This window comes from Staphylococcus sp. GDY8P126P, from assembly GCF_017891965.1.
GTDB classification, from domain to species: Bacteria; Bacillota; Bacilli; order Staphylococcales; family Staphylococcaceae; genus Staphylococcus; species Staphylococcus saprophyticus.
The window spans coordinates 454,134-467,807 of record NZ_JAESKG010000003.1 but is presented as its reverse complement, the minus strand read 5'-3'; the positions used below and the strand labels follow the sequence as shown (position 1 = coordinate 467,807).

Sequence of the window (13,674 nt, the reverse complement as noted above, 5' to 3'; positions counted from 1 at the left end):
AAAATGTATACAAAAAAAGATCTGAGAAAGCCTTAGGTCTTAAAAATAAGGCGCAGTTACAGAAAAGAATTGATAAACTAGTCGATATTTATAAGATTGATATGAAAAAATTTCAAAAAAACCCTGGAGAAAGTGAAAGAGCTGCATATAATTTTAATGGTATAGCTTTTGATATATTATGCGTCTTATTGAATAATATGTCAGACGATAAGTTACCTAATGCAATAATGGATGAAGATGTTAGGTTAAGAAAAGGGGCGATAGAGAACATAGATATTACCCAATATGCAAATTTTATTAAAAGTATTAAGAATGATATAGATAAAATTGAATTTAAACCATTAAGGTTACATATACATGCACAAAAAGCGTTCAAAATTATCGTACCCATACACGATGCGATTATGATTGAATGTGATGATAAAGAGACTGCACAGGATGTTGCCCAACTAATGAAAGATACAGCTAACCAATTGTTCAATGGTGAATTTGCGCATGTGACATTGGAAGAAATAGGAGGTGTTGACCATGAATAATGATAGAGGACAAAGCCTACACATTCCAAGTATTACACCACTTAAAGAAAATAATATATATGTAGCTACGTTACATTCTGTGATCCAAACAGATTTTTCAAATGAAGTAAAACACCAATTCACATATAAAATTAAAGTGAACAATCAAATTGTATATACGAATCATAATATTTCAACACAAGCGAGCACAAATCAGGTGTCATTCAATGATTGGCTTAAACGTTATAGTAACTATAGCGTGGGTTACAAAACGTATGAATCTTACATTGACGGAAAGCATTTAATCCATATTGATCAATATAATGGTAATTATTATGTACACGATGTAGCACTATTAAATGAAACTCGACGAATATTATAATGAACAGTATATTCGAAATGTTAACTAAAATAATAAGTGTGGCTAAGGAGGCAATTGACCGTCAAGGTCTGATTGCTATCCTAACTATTTCTGTTAATAATGACAATGAAATAGAAGAAACGGCTCAAGGTGAAATTGTGTATAACGAACTTATCGATCAGTTACGACTTAATATCCCAAAAGATACGGATTATCGACCTAACATCTATAGCTATTTTTGATATTAAGAAGAAACCCAATGACACCGTACTCATAGAAATGATGATAAAGGTTTTTCATATCAAACGCTTTAATTCAGAACGGTTTGTTTTCAAAGCTAACGGGTGGCAAAAGATAAATGGAGATGAATTACAAGGCATGATATCTAAAATGATATAAGTATTGCTTGTAGATTATAAGCCTTCATTAAGCATTCTAAGAAATGTCGTAGATGGATTGCAAAAACCCTCAGATACAGAAGAACTCAATGGGGATAAAGATTATATTGACTGTGGGAGAAACATGTTTAATCTAAAGACATTTAAAGTGGTTGAAAATGATACAAAAATATTCCCTAAGACACGATTAAATTTGAATCCAATATTACTTAACCATAGACAATGTAATACATACTTTTTCACAATGAAAAACCCCTCCAAAGGAAATGATTTTTCTCTCATTTGAAGGGGGTTTTGCTTATATTAAATTAGAAAAATAATGCTTTAACTACTCTGAAAAGAGAACTAAATAATTGAAAGATATCACCAGACATTAGATTAACCACCTTTCTCTAAATACCTATTAAAGACTAAGCTTTTTGAGTTTGAGTGAGCGTTTCACTTTGAACTAAATCATCGGCTAAATCGTACCAAAATTGTTGTAATTCTTCACGTGTACGTTTTGTATCTTTACTATCTTGTCCTACAAAATCGACATGATCCCAGTTATGTTTTGTAGATGTTACTTGCCAAATACCTTTTTGATTTGTATCTGTTGCTTCTGTGTAAGCTTGATTGAAAGGATGCTGGGATGAAATAACAGAAACTAAGCCATCATTTTCTCTCCATTCTTTTTCAGTAGCTTTACCAATGACATTTGCAGTAGCTGTGAATGGTAAGAAAAGATTATAGTCCGCTTTATATTTACCCGATAATGTAGAGTGTGTTGCTTCACCTGTATACGTTTTGTAAACGATATTAGGATTGAGTGATGTTTTACGGTTAAGATCTGTGGCACCATCGCGTGTTAAATCGTAAAAAGCATTATCTTTTGTTTGCCATAGTTTAGAAGTTTTAGCTCGTGAAAGGTATGATAAATAAGATTCTCCAGGTTGTTGTTTTAAACCCCATTGAGATAGACCGAAGTCTACACGAGAGTATTTATTACCAAGTTTTTTACCTAGATCAAACGCAATTTGACGAACAATGGCCTCATTACCCAATTTATCAGAGGCGTGTGTACCGTTGTGTGGTGTACCTAATGTGGTAATTGAAGAAACCATATTATCTTGACCACCTTGTAGTAAAGGAGAAATATCACCACCATGTGCTTTTTGATATTCAATTTCTTCTTGACTACCATTTCTTAATAATTCTTCTAATTGACGGACAGTTTGTCCTCCCATACTATGACCGACTAGATGTACTTTTTGGCCAGGTTGCCAATCTTTATAAACACCTTCGTATGTTTTACCGTAGCGTTCATGTCCATATCTTTCTGCATGTGCAGCACCATAATCTACAGTACCACCTTTAATATAGGAATAAAGTTCAACTGCACGGTCATAGTTACTACCAAACGCACTAATGCTTGCTTCATAAGCATTATAACCATTTTGTTCCAAGTCTTGACGAATGTTTAATTTATCTCCACCCCAATAATGTGATAAAATGCTAGGATTAATATCGTCAGTAAATCCATTAAAACCATGAACAAGAATAATTGGATCTTGATTTTTGTATTGACCTTGCTTAGCAGGTTTGTTTGTTTGGTCTTTTGTTTCCGTCGTACCTTGTTGTTGAGACGTATTATTTGTCGTGGCTACTGTATTGTTAGCTAACATCTCTAATTCTGCTGGTGAGTCTTTTTGATCTTTAGCACCTTTATTTCCAACAGTTTCATTTGCTGCATCATTGATTGAGATAGTTCCCTTTTTAATATTTAAAGTATTCTCTTTAGATGTAGTGGAATCTATTGATTGTTTAGTTGGTATTGTTTGTTTTGCTGCATTTGTATTTATGATACCATTGTTTTTTTCAGTAGACAGTGTTTCTACATCATTATTATCATTTTTTGTTGAATCGTGATTTACATTTGAATTATCTTCAGCTTTTGATGACGTGGATTGTAAAGTTTCTTCGGTTGGCTCTGATTGAATCTTTTCTGATGAATGATTGTCAGTTATTTTTGATGTATTATCTTTTGTAGATAGTGTTTTTGATTCATCAGTAGTAGTTGGTGTTATTGAAAGTTCTTGATTAGTCGCTTTCTCTGCTGTGGGATTTACATTTGTAGTTGTTTCTGTTGTGTTATCTTTTTTATCTGAAGTTTCTGTGTCTTTTTGAAGTGTGCTTTTAGTCGTTTCTTGTTTTTCAAGAGAAGGTGAATCCTCTCTAGTTAAGGCTGATTGAGAGTTATCGGAATGTGTTTCTGTAGTTGATGCTTCTGTAGCTTCAGTTGATTAATTTTTTGTAGTTTGATCAGTTAGGCGGTTTGTTGTTTCTTCATTAGTGTATGATTTATTCGTGTCATCATTAACTGAAGTTGAAGGTGTATTTTCATTATGTAAATTTTGTTGTTTTTCATTTTCATTAGTTACTGACTGCGATGTAGAGGCTGTTTGTTCGTTAGATTGAACTTTGTTTTGTTGTGTTTCCTGTTCATCAGCTTGTTTTTGATTATCACCAGTAGATTGCGCTAAAGTTGATTCAGAAGTACCCACTTTCTGATGTGTTTCTGTTGCCTGTGCAGCACCGCCGCCACCTCCCATAAATAGCAATGTCGCTACTAAAATGGATGATGCACCTACACTGAATTTACGAATACTGTATCTGTTTTCTCTATTTTTCATGAATAGCACCTCTATTAATTAGTTATTTAAATATATAAATTAGATAAAAATGTTGATAATTGCACGGGGTATAAATCCAAAGAACTTACTAAATACTGCTTTAACATTTTCCAAAACAATCACCCTTTCTTAAATCGATATTTTTAGGAAGCGCTTACAATTATAAAAAATTTCTATGTAAAAAGAAGTTACATACGAGACTTATAAATTACCGTTGGTGAGGGAATTTAAATATAGAGTAGCTCTAAATGAAAGCGCTGTCAATATTTTGTCACAATTTTATAAGTAAATATACGCTTTAAAAGCATATAGAGTTAAAATTTGTAAATAAATGATAAAACAAAAAGAACGGAAAACTAATGAAATAGTCTGCTTTTTGAAAATCGTTATTTTTATGTTTTCAAATGTAAATCCAAATTTTAAGCGAACGAGGTAGCGTAATACGTCTCCCTTTCCCAAGTAACATTTGAATAATCAAAACATTAACATCATCGAATTAAAAATAATCATAAGTAAAAAGACGGTATGATTAGCCTTAATCGAAATGTCTTTTGTACGCTTTATATAAACTAAAGATTTGTAATATTTTCTGTATAAACGGATGGCGGTGAATCCTAAGAATGGGAATTTAATAAAAATACAATGGTTCTAGGCTACTAATTCTCTGAATTTATAGAGGCTAAATCGCCTAGTTTTTGTTGAATTCGATTATTATTGCAATTTTTGCATGTGTTGCAGCTATTATAACTGCCATATATACAAGAAAAGCATATTTCACGCTTAACGCAGATAGTTTAAATGACCATTTGCATGAAATGTTCAATGGATTTCTTAAATATAAAGAAGAAATAGAAAAAGTAATGTTGATGTTTGAATATTAAATTAGTACGCTTTATCAAGATATTAATAAATTTTTTAGATTTGTTACCAATTAATATGAAAACAAACAGAACATTGAATTCACATATAGACAATACTTAAAAAGAATACAAGAAAATTATAATAATTCGTTGAGAAAAAAGGTGGTTTTTTACTAATATAGGTAATGATGAATAAAAAAATATAATGATAACAAAATGAATTAGCTATATTTAATTAGAAGTACAGTGATTTTATCTATTATACAATTTTAATAATATAAATTCATTTACTTAATGAGATTTTTTAGCTAAACCACTAACAAGGGGAACGCGTCAAGAGATGGCAGATAAGATAGTTTTAGTACTCTGTAATTTTAGGTATAAGGTATATTATAACCGTTTTAGTCTATCCATCCATCGCCCACTCATTCTATTCTAGCTTATCCACCCGACGCAATTTTCTGACTCATTCCAGCTTTGCCTATCCACCTATCGCCCTTTTCCTTCGTCACTCGGTCATGGCAGTTTGTATTTCTTGTTCAATTAAGTCGATATGTTTACTGATCAAATTCCGTTGTTCATTCAAGAATTCTAGGTGTGCGCGTAACACGCTTGGGACATCTGTTTGGTTTTGATAAAGCATGTCTGTGTTTTTTCGGATTTCTTTTAATGGCATATTCAAATTGCTTAGGCACTGGATAAATTTAATCATTTCGATATCGTCGTCTGTGTATAAACGCTTGTTATTGCTATCTCTGTCGATGTGTTTCAAGATATTCTTTTTCTCGTAATAACGCAGTTTGCTTTTAGGTATATTGCAATAATCTGAGACATATTCAATGTAATATTGTTTCATGTAAGCATATCCTTTCTCTTAAACCAAGGTTTAACTGATATTGTACTCTATATAAACATGAATGAGGAGGAAATACAATGAAAAAAGCTTTAATTGTTGTAACAAACATTGCGAAATACGATAATTTAGACAGACCTACGGGTGCGTGGTTCTCAGAGGTTACGCACTTTGCGAAAGATTTCTATGACGCAGGTTATGATGTTGATTTCGTAAGTCCGAATGGTGGATATGTGCCTCTTGATCCTGTCAGTCTTAGCCCTGAAATGATGCGAGCTGAGGACTGGGAATACTATACGGATCATGATTATATGAACAAATTTGGACAAACTTTATCTCCAAAAGAGGTTAATTCTAGCGACTATCAAGCCATTTACTTTGCAGGTGGACATGGTGCGATTTGGGATTTTAGAAATAACAAAGAACTTAACGACATTGCGTTAAGTATTTACAATAACCAAGGCGTTCTCTCTTCTGTATGTCATGGTGCGGCTGGTCTACTCGACATTAAAGAAAATGGCGATTACCTCGTTCGTCATAAAGACGTGACTGGTTTTACAAATAGTGAAGAACAAGCAAATGGTACAACTGAATACATGCCATATTTATTAGAAGACGAATTTATTAGTAACGGTGCACATTTTAAAAAAGAGGATGACTGGAGCAATTTCGCAGTCGTAGATGGTCGCATTGTGACTGGTCAAAATCCTCAATCAGGACATGCTGTTGCTGAACGTGCTTTAAAAATCTTAGCTAATCAATAATTTCATAAAGGAGCGATACACATGAAATCATTAATTATTGGCGCTAATGGTGGCGTCGGTCAACATCTCGTACGCAAACTCAAAGCACGAAACGTTGACTTTACTGCCGGTGTTAGAAAAGAAGAACAAGTTGAAGTTTTAAAAGCAGATGGTATTGATGCAACTTACATTGATGTTGCAAAACAATCTATTGATGAATTAATAGAATTATTTAAACCGTATGATCAAATCCTTTTTTCCGTCGGTTCTGGTGGAAGCACAGGTGACGATCAAACAATCATAGTAGATTTAGACGGTGCAGTGAAAGCAATTAAAGCAAGTGAACACGTCGGTCGTCAACACTTTGTTATGGTATCAACGTACGACTCACGTCGAGAAGCGTTTGATGCGTCAGGCGACTTGAAACCATATACCATTGCAAAACATTATGCGGATGACTACTTAAGACATTCAAATTTAAAATATACCATCGTGCATCCAGGCGCATTAACTAACGATCATGAAACGCAACAATTCAATATGAGTGCGCAATTTGAAAATGTACAAAATCCGTCTATTACAAGAGAAGATGTAGCAGAAGTGCTTGTTTCTGTGTTAACTGATGAAGCATTAAAAGGTCACGAATTCCAAATCATCAATGGTGATTTGTCATTATCAGACGCTACGACTAAATATCTGGAGGAATAATAAATGAATAATCAACAAGTTGTACTTGCAAAACGACCACAAAGTATCCCTCAAGACGATGTATTTGGATTTGAAACAATAGAAACTCGAGAACCACATGCAGGTGAGGTTCAAGTAGAATCCATTTATGTATCTGTAGATCCTTACATGAGAGGCAGAATGAATGATACAAAAAGTTATGTTCAACCTTTCCAAGTGAATGAGCCATTACAAGGTCATATTGTTGGAAAAGTCACACAATCGAACGATGAACGTCTATCTGTCGGCGATTATGTCACAGGCATATTACCATGGAAAAAGATAAATACAGTGAATGGAGACGATGTGACCCCTGTGCCATCAAAAGATGTACCATTACATTTATATTTGAGTGTTTTAGGCATGCCGGGAATGACGGCCTATACAGGATTGCTTCAAATTGGTCAACCACAATCTGGCGAGACGGTTGTCGTGTCAGCTGCATCAGGTGCAGTAGGCTCTGTCGTAGGACAAATTGCTAAGATTAAAGGCGCAAAAGTTGTCGGTATTGCTGGTGGTAAGCAGAAAACAACATATTTAACAGATGAATTAGGATTTGATGCGGCCATTGACTATAAACAAGATGATTTCGCACAGCAACTCGAAGCGGCTGTACCAGATGGTATTGATGTGTATTTTGAAAATGTAGGCGGCGCAATTTCTGATGAAGTGTTTAAACACTTAAATCGATTTGCACGCGTTCCGGTATGTGGTGCAATTTCAGCATATAATAATGAAAAAGACGATATTGGACCACGTATCCAAGGAACGTTGATTAAAAATCAAGCATTGATGCAAGGTTTTGTAGTAGCACAATTCGCTGATCATTTTAAAGAAGCAAGCGAACAACTCGCACAATGGGTGTCTGAAGGTAAAATTAAATTTGAAGTGACGATAGATGAAGGTTTTGACAATTTACCTTCTGCATTTAGAAAGTTATTCACAGGAGAGAATTTTGGTAAACAAGTTGTCAAAGTCGCTGAAGAATAGGGGAAGACTATGAAAAATATCATAGTAAGATTCATATTTAGTTTACTGTTTTATAAAAGTGGTGTTGCACACTTTAAAAATAAAGATATGTTTTTAAAAATCGTGCCGTCCTATTTACCTTTCAAACACGCAATAGTTAAGTATTCGGGCATATTAGAATTTATAATTGCTTTTTATGTACTCGGTGCTAAAAATAGATCACGCGTAAGAAAAGTAGTACAAGGATTCCTTTGGCTCGTATTTCCTGCAAATATTTACGCTGCACGTAAGAACATCTCTTACAAAGATGAAAGAGATGAAACGGATAGTGTTAAGCAGCATGTCCTTCGTTTACCATTACAATTTGTCATGGTCGCACTTGCGAAACTATTATAAGACTTATCATAGCCACGCCTGGAACATTACTTTTTGTTCCAGGCGATTTTTTAATATTTACACTTAAAATCGACGTATATCAAATGATTCTCTTGACAACGCTTATGTGCTCTTTGTTTAAATAAGCTCATATCAGACATTTACTTTTCAATTTTTCTATAGTGATAAGCTTCTAAATTAAGAAAAGCATAAGTTAATTTGCGTGTATGAGTGTAAGAAGAAATAAAAAATGTATTTTATCATGTGATACTATCGCAACATTGTAACATTAATATAATAACGTGACCTGTAAGACAAATATGAGGAGGGTTTTTATGAAAAAAGTTTCTAACTTTATTTTAGCTAGTAGTTTAGTTTTGGGATTTTTCGTAACGCCCGAATTATTTAATATCACTCAAGCACATGCGCAAGAATCTGTGAAACCTTATTATAGTTACAGTGGTTATACAGCAAATCAAAGTAATTTTATTCTAGATAAGAATTTTAAAACATCTCAAAAAGCTGATAACTTCAAGATTAATAATCACAAGATTACTAAAAATGCATTAGCTAAAAATAATAAAGATTTACACGATCCAACATATTACGGGGTTTCTAATCATAAAACGAATGGTGTTTTCTTCTTATTAGACGGTAAGTCAGTGAGCAAAAATAATTATTGAATCATTACGGTGAAGCAAAGTATACATCTACATCAGCCTGAGCCAAAGAATATATGTATAAAATTGGAAATGATGACTTTTAAAATATAAAGTTGTAGTAGATACATTGTAAAAATAAACTTAAATTGCTCAAATACTTTTCAATAATATCAAGATATATATTAAATCGAAAGTGATTATATAGTACCAAAGCAAATATGGTACGAATTCCAGATTATACAGGAAAAGATAAAGAATTTTTTATACTAGTGACATCATTAAAGCAAGTAAGATTATTCCTTTTTTAGTCAAATTCTTGTGGTTTGATAAATTTATTGATTAATTATTATAAATAAAGATTGAAAAGCTTTAAGAAGGGTATAATTTTAAATAAGAGACTTGGAGCTCTTGTCAATTAAGATAATGAGCAAGTGAGCTCGTTAAGTTAAAGATGAGCTGAGGTAAAGTTTACCTGCTCATCTTTTTCTATTTGGAGGCTAAATATATGAAAAAAATATTATTAACAGGCGCTTCGGGATATATCGGTAGTCACTTAATGAATAAATTAAAAGATAACTATGAAATTATAGCTATTTCTAGAAATATAGAAAATAAATCAAATGAACACAATGTTACTTGGAAGGCAGCTGACTTGTTTGATTTAAATGAAATCACTGAGGTAATGGAGGATATTGATATCGCTATATATCTTGTCCATTCTATGATGCCTTCAGCTAAGTTGACGCAGGCGAGCTTTGAAGATATGGATGCATTATTAGCTGATAATTTTGCTAAAGCCGCAAGTTATAACAAAGTTCAGCATATTGTATTTATGAGTGGTTTGATACCTAATACAAGTGAATTATCACCACATTTAAGAAGCCGTTTAGAGTGCGAACAGATTTTAGGATCATATGGTGTACCAGTAAGTACTTTAAGAGCGGGTTTGATTATAGGCTCTAAAGGAAGTTCTTACCCTATATTAAAAAAATTAGTGGATAGATTACCTGGCCTGTTACTGCCAAAATGGGCTTATAATACAACATTGCCAGTTGCAATAGACGACGTGATTGACGGTTTATATAAAATTGTAGAGCGTAATCCAAATGAGAACGAATCGATAGATATTGGTGGACCTAGTCATATGACTTATAAAGATCTATTCAAGCAAACTGCAGAGGTACTAGATAAACGATTACCTACGATAGATTTGCCTATTATTCCCATTTGGCTAAGTAAATATTGGGTGAAACTTATTTCAGGGGTTCCAAAAGAAATGGTCTATCCGTTAATGGATAGCTTAATTCATGATATGATTAGAAATGATGAAAATATTGTGAAGGACATTTCTATAGGCAAGATTGATTATAAGGAAAGTGTGCGTAATGCCTTGGAAGAAGAAACTAAGACACAAAAGAAAGGGAAGTCATCACGTAAGGGCGATATTAAAGATGTTAGAGCAATATCAAGGGTAGTCTTACCTAAAGATGTAAATATGATTCAATTGGCAGAATCATATGCAAATTTTTTAAATAGAATTACATTAAATGTCGTTAATAGTGATTTTAACGAAGATAACTTTACGATTAGTGTGCCGTGTTTAAATAAGGACTTATTATTATTAAGTAAAGATTTTAAAGCTTCTAATAACGAGAGAATTTTATATCGAATTGTTGGTGGAGATTTCGCTTTAGATTCAGATGGTGGTAATGCGAGATTAGAGTTTAGAAGATTACCTAATAGTGACGCATGTATCATAGCGTTACAAGAATATGAACCGACGTTACCTTGGTGGGTATATAAGTATACCCAAGCAAAAGTTCATAAAAGTGTAATGAATCTTTTTAAATTCAAGATTAATAGCCAAAAAACTAATAAAGGAGAATACTTTAATATGAAGAAGTTTATTTTGCCAATTGTTATTACAGGTGCAATTGTTTTGAAAGTATATGGATTGAAAAAGTATTTAGCTAGAAAAAATAACATGTCCAATGCCGAATTGTAACGGCTAAAATAAAGGCTAGTTACTTTTACAAAAAAAGAGGGGATCAACTATGAAAGCAAACGAGATAATTAAAACAATTATAAAAGTTATAACACCAATTACAGGTGGTAAATTTATAGGGAAATTTGCAGTGAAAAACGCGAGAAAAGATTATAAAAATAATGTTAAACCACCTTTTTCACCACCCGGCTATGTCTTTCCAATTGTGTGGCCAATACTTTATACAACGATGGGCGCAGCTTATGCATTAGTGACTAATAAATCTACTAGTAAGGCTTTGAAAGGTGCTTATTACTCACAATTAAGCCTGAATTATCTATGGTCGATATTATACTTCAAATATAAATTACGCTTTAGTGCGTTGATAGAGAGTGTTGTATTACTGGGCGCAGTAGTTACAACAACTGTAAAATTTTTCAATGTAAAAAAAGTTGCTGGCATTTTACTAGTTCCATATATGCTCTGGAGCGCTTTTGCTACTTATTTAACAGCTGGTAATTGGTATTTAAATAAAGATAACCCAAGCTATACAGCGAAATCTGAGCATTAAATTGATGAAAAAGATTATATATATTGCGCTATATTGGTTTATAGTTCAAATGATTATTGCTCAACTTGGTACTCGTATTAGTTATAAGTTCTTAGAAAAAGATAATAAGTATTTTCGAAGTTGGAATATTGAACAAGAGGGTCAATTATGGCAACAATTAGTTAAAGTGCAATATTGGAAAGATTATTTGCCAGACGGTCAAAATCTTAACCCTAATATCAGTAGTAAAGCGACTTTCGATTTATCTAAAAATATGAATGATATACAGCGATTTATATTAGAAACTAGACGTGCAGAGGTGGTTCATCTGCTATCCATATTTCCTGTTATTGCGTTTTTTAAAGCGTCAAAAAGCGTTAAAATAATTAATTTTATATATGTCATTATAGCTAATGTGCCTTGTATGATTGTTCAGCGCTATAATCGCCCTAAGTTAATACGTATTTATAATAAATTACAAAAAAGAAAAGGTGATTAAATGGGAAATAAGAAAGTGGTTGTCATAGGAGGTGGCTTGGGAGGGATTGCTAGCGCAATTTGTATGGCTCAAGCAGGCTATCAAGTGGATTTATATGAACAAAATAAGCATATCGGTGGAAAGGTAAATAGGTTAGACATAGATGACTATGGATTTGATCTCGGTCCATCAATTTTAACCATGCCTAAAGTATTTCAACGCTTATTTCAACGATGTGATGAAAGGCTAGAAGATTATGTTAGCATTCGTAAGTTAAGTTTACAGATTAGAAACGTTTATCCAGATGGCCAAATTTTAGATTTATATGAATCCATGGAAGATATGTTAACAAATAATGAATCGTTAACAGATAAAGATATAGAGCAACTTTCTTCGTTTTTTAGTTACGCACAAAAGATACATCAAGTTGCTGAAAAAAGCTACTTTGATAAGGGATTAGATACGATGTTTGCAATTATTCGTTATCATGGTCCATTTTCAGCTTTAAAGCAATTCGATTATTTTCATACAATGCAACAAGCCATTAATAAAAGGGTAGATAACCCATATTTAAGAGAAATGCTAGGTTATTTCATAAAATATGTCGGCTCCTCATCTTATGATGCTCCGGCTGTATTGAGTTTATTACCTCAAATGCAACATGAGGAAGGTTTGTGGTACGTAGATGGTGGCATTCATAAGTTAACTGAAGCGATGGAACAATTAGCGAGAAAATTAGGTGTGGGCATACATTTTAACACCCCTGTAAAACGTATCAATTATAATAGTCAAAATAAGGTGACAGGGATAACAATAGAAAGTAATAAGGAAATATATGCAGATTACGTTATATCTAATATGGAAGTAATCCCTGTTTATAAGTATTTATTGAATTTTGATGCAAACCAAATAAACAAATTGGAACGTAAATTTGAGCCAGCTAGTTCAGGTTATGTCATGCATCTTGGTGTGGACAAAAGTTATCCAGAGCTTCAACATCATAACTTTTTCTTTTCAAGTAATTCTAAAGTTAATTATGATCAAGTTTTTCACCAGTATGTTTTGCCTGAAGATCCGACTATTTATGTAGTGAATACAAATAAAACAGATAAGACACAGGCGCCAGAGGGACACGAGAATATAAAAATATTGCCACACATACCGTACATTCAGAGTAAGTCATTTAGTGAAGCAGAATATCTGCAATTCCAAGAACGTATATTGGATAAATTAGAGTCCATGGGCTTGAAAGATTTGAGAAAGCACATTGTATATGAAGACGTATGGACACCGCATGATATAGAAAATACATACAATTCTAATAAAGGAGCTATATATGGTGTAGTATCCAATAAGAAGAAAAATAAAGGTTTTAAATTTCCTAAAAAAAGTCAGTACTTCAAAAATTTGTACTTTGTAGGTGGTTCTGTAAATCCTGGCGCTGGTATGCCTATGGTTACTTTGAGTGGTATGCAAGTAGCAGAAGCTATTATTAATGGAGAAAGTAGTTGAGGCTGAATGATACTTT

At 32.9% G+C, this 13,674-nt stretch carries 11 protein-coding genes and 4 pseudogenes; 13 read left to right on the top strand and 2 right to left on the bottom strand.

Features of this window, described 5'->3' with window-relative positions; translation table 11 throughout:
* Positions 1-41: 41 nt before the first annotated feature.
* The 3 genes and pseudogenes from KA893_RS14160 to KA893_RS07505 form a co-directional block, all read left to right on the top strand.
* Positions 42-536: pseudogene (locus KA893_RS14160) on the top strand (DUF6038 family protein); the annotation flags it as partial.
* Complete coding sequence (locus KA893_RS07510; RefSeq protein ID WP_041080249.1) at positions 529-897, top strand: phage major tail tube protein; 369 nt, start codon at positions 529-531, stop codon at positions 895-897. The pseudogene KA893_RS14160 and the gene KA893_RS07510, both read left to right, overlap by 8 nt.
* A pseudogene (locus tag KA893_RS07505) lies at positions 897-1,470 on the top strand (DUF5906 domain-containing protein); the annotation flags it as partial. The gene KA893_RS07510 and the pseudogene KA893_RS07505, both read left to right, overlap by 1 nt.
* A 214-nt stretch (positions 1,471-1,684) precedes the next feature.
* On the opposite strand, the pseudogene lip reads toward KA893_RS07505, so the two are convergent.
* Positions 1,685-3,946, bottom strand: a pseudogene (gene lip, locus KA893_RS07500) (YSIRK-targeted triacylglycerol lipase).
* A gap of 695 nt (positions 3,947-4,641) precedes the next feature.
* Between lip and KA893_RS07495 the strand changes: the two are divergent.
* The gene (locus KA893_RS07495; protein ID WP_041080245.1) at positions 4,642-4,827 is read left to right on the top strand and encodes a hypothetical protein; all 186 of its coding nucleotides are present in this window, start codon (positions 4,642-4,644) and stop codon (positions 4,825-4,827) included.
* 487 nt (positions 4,828-5,314) lie between these two features.
* Here KA893_RS07495 and KA893_RS07490 read toward each other — a convergent pair whose 3' ends face one another.
* Positions 5,315-5,662 carry a MerR family transcriptional regulator gene (locus KA893_RS07490; RefSeq protein WP_037538708.1) on the bottom strand — a complete coding sequence of 116 codons (348 nt, stop codon included), beginning with the start codon at positions 5,660-5,662 and terminating at the stop codon, positions 5,315-5,317.
* 77 nt (positions 5,663-5,739) lie between these two features.
* On the opposite strand from KA893_RS07490, the gene KA893_RS07485 reads away from it, so the two are divergent.
* From KA893_RS07485 to KA893_RS07445, 9 genes and pseudogenes are all read left to right on the top strand, one after another.
* A complete protein-coding gene (locus KA893_RS07485; protein WP_002483588.1) occupies positions 5,740-6,423 on the top strand; it encodes a type 1 glutamine amidotransferase domain-containing protein in 684 nt (227 codons plus the stop codon).
* A 21-nt stretch (positions 6,424-6,444) separates the two neighbouring features.
* Complete coding sequence (locus KA893_RS07480) at positions 6,445-7,110, top strand: SDR family oxidoreductase (protein ID WP_002483587.1); 666 nt, start codon at positions 6,445-6,447, stop codon at positions 7,108-7,110.
* Positions 7,111-7,113: 3 nt separating this feature from the next.
* Complete coding sequence (locus KA893_RS07475; RefSeq protein ID WP_194375879.1) at positions 7,114-8,118, top strand: NADP-dependent oxidoreductase; 1,005 nt, start codon at positions 7,114-7,116, stop codon at positions 8,116-8,118.
* A gap of 9 nt (positions 8,119-8,127) precedes the next feature.
* Entirely contained in the window at positions 8,128-8,493 is a 366-nt protein-coding gene (locus KA893_RS07470) for a DoxX family protein (protein ID WP_037538703.1), read from the top strand.
* Between the two features lie 314 nt (positions 8,494-8,807).
* Positions 8,808-9,193: pseudogene (gene isaB / locus KA893_RS07465) on the top strand (immunodominant staphylococcal antigen IsaB family protein); the annotation flags it as partial.
* A 446-nt stretch (positions 9,194-9,639) separates the two neighbouring features.
* Entirely contained in the window at positions 9,640-11,139 is a 1,500-nt protein-coding gene (locus KA893_RS07460; RefSeq protein ID WP_002483583.1) for an NAD-dependent epimerase/dehydratase family protein, read from the top strand.
* A 49-nt stretch (positions 11,140-11,188) separates the two neighbouring features.
* Positions 11,189-11,689, top strand: a complete 501-nt coding sequence (locus tag KA893_RS07455) for a TspO/MBR family protein (RefSeq protein ID WP_069838134.1) — start codon at positions 11,189-11,191, stop codon at positions 11,687-11,689.
* Between the two features lie 4 nt (positions 11,690-11,693).
* Positions 11,694-12,167 carry a glycosyl-4,4'-diaponeurosporenoate acyltransferase CrtO family protein gene (locus KA893_RS07450; RefSeq protein WP_046207820.1) on the top strand — a complete coding sequence of 158 codons (474 nt, stop codon included), beginning with the start codon at positions 11,694-11,696 and terminating at the stop codon, positions 12,165-12,167.
* Positions 12,168-13,658: a phytoene desaturase family protein gene (locus tag KA893_RS07445; RefSeq protein WP_194375878.1), complete on the top strand. Its 1,491-nt coding sequence runs from the start codon at positions 12,168-12,170 to the stop codon at positions 13,656-13,658.
* The last annotated feature ends 16 nt before the right edge of the window (positions 13,659-13,674 follow it).

Excerpts from the sequence above, each read along its gene's own strand:
- KA893_RS07510 (WP_041080249.1), top strand. The coding sequence starts at position 529 with ATGAATAATGATAGAGGACAAAGCCTACACATTCCAAGTATTACACCA.
- KA893_RS07490 (WP_037538708.1), bottom strand. The coding sequence starts at position 5,662 with ATGAAACAATATTACATTGAATATGTCTCAGATTATTGCAATATACCT.
- KA893_RS07485 (WP_002483588.1), top strand. The coding sequence starts at position 5,740 with ATGAAAAAAGCTTTAATTGTTGTAACAAACATTGCGAAATACGATAAT.
- KA893_RS07480 (WP_002483587.1), top strand. The coding sequence starts at position 6,445 with ATGAAATCATTAATTATTGGCGCTAATGGTGGCGTCGGTCAACATCTC.
- KA893_RS07475 (WP_194375879.1), top strand. The coding sequence starts at position 7,114 with ATGAATAATCAACAAGTTGTACTTGCAAAACGACCACAAAGTATCCCT.
- KA893_RS07470 (WP_037538703.1), top strand. The coding sequence starts at position 8,128 with ATGAAAAATATCATAGTAAGATTCATATTTAGTTTACTGTTTTATAAA.
- KA893_RS07460 (WP_002483583.1), top strand. The coding sequence starts at position 9,640 with ATGAAAAAAATATTATTAACAGGCGCTTCGGGATATATCGGTAGTCAC.
- KA893_RS07455 (WP_069838134.1), top strand. The coding sequence starts at position 11,189 with ATGAAAGCAAACGAGATAATTAAAACAATTATAAAAGTTATAACACCA.
- KA893_RS07450 (WP_046207820.1), top strand. The coding sequence starts at position 11,694 with ATGAAAAAGATTATATATATTGCGCTATATTGGTTTATAGTTCAAATG.
- KA893_RS07445 (WP_194375878.1), top strand. The coding sequence starts at position 12,168 with ATGGGAAATAAGAAAGTGGTTGTCATAGGAGGTGGCTTGGGAGGGATT.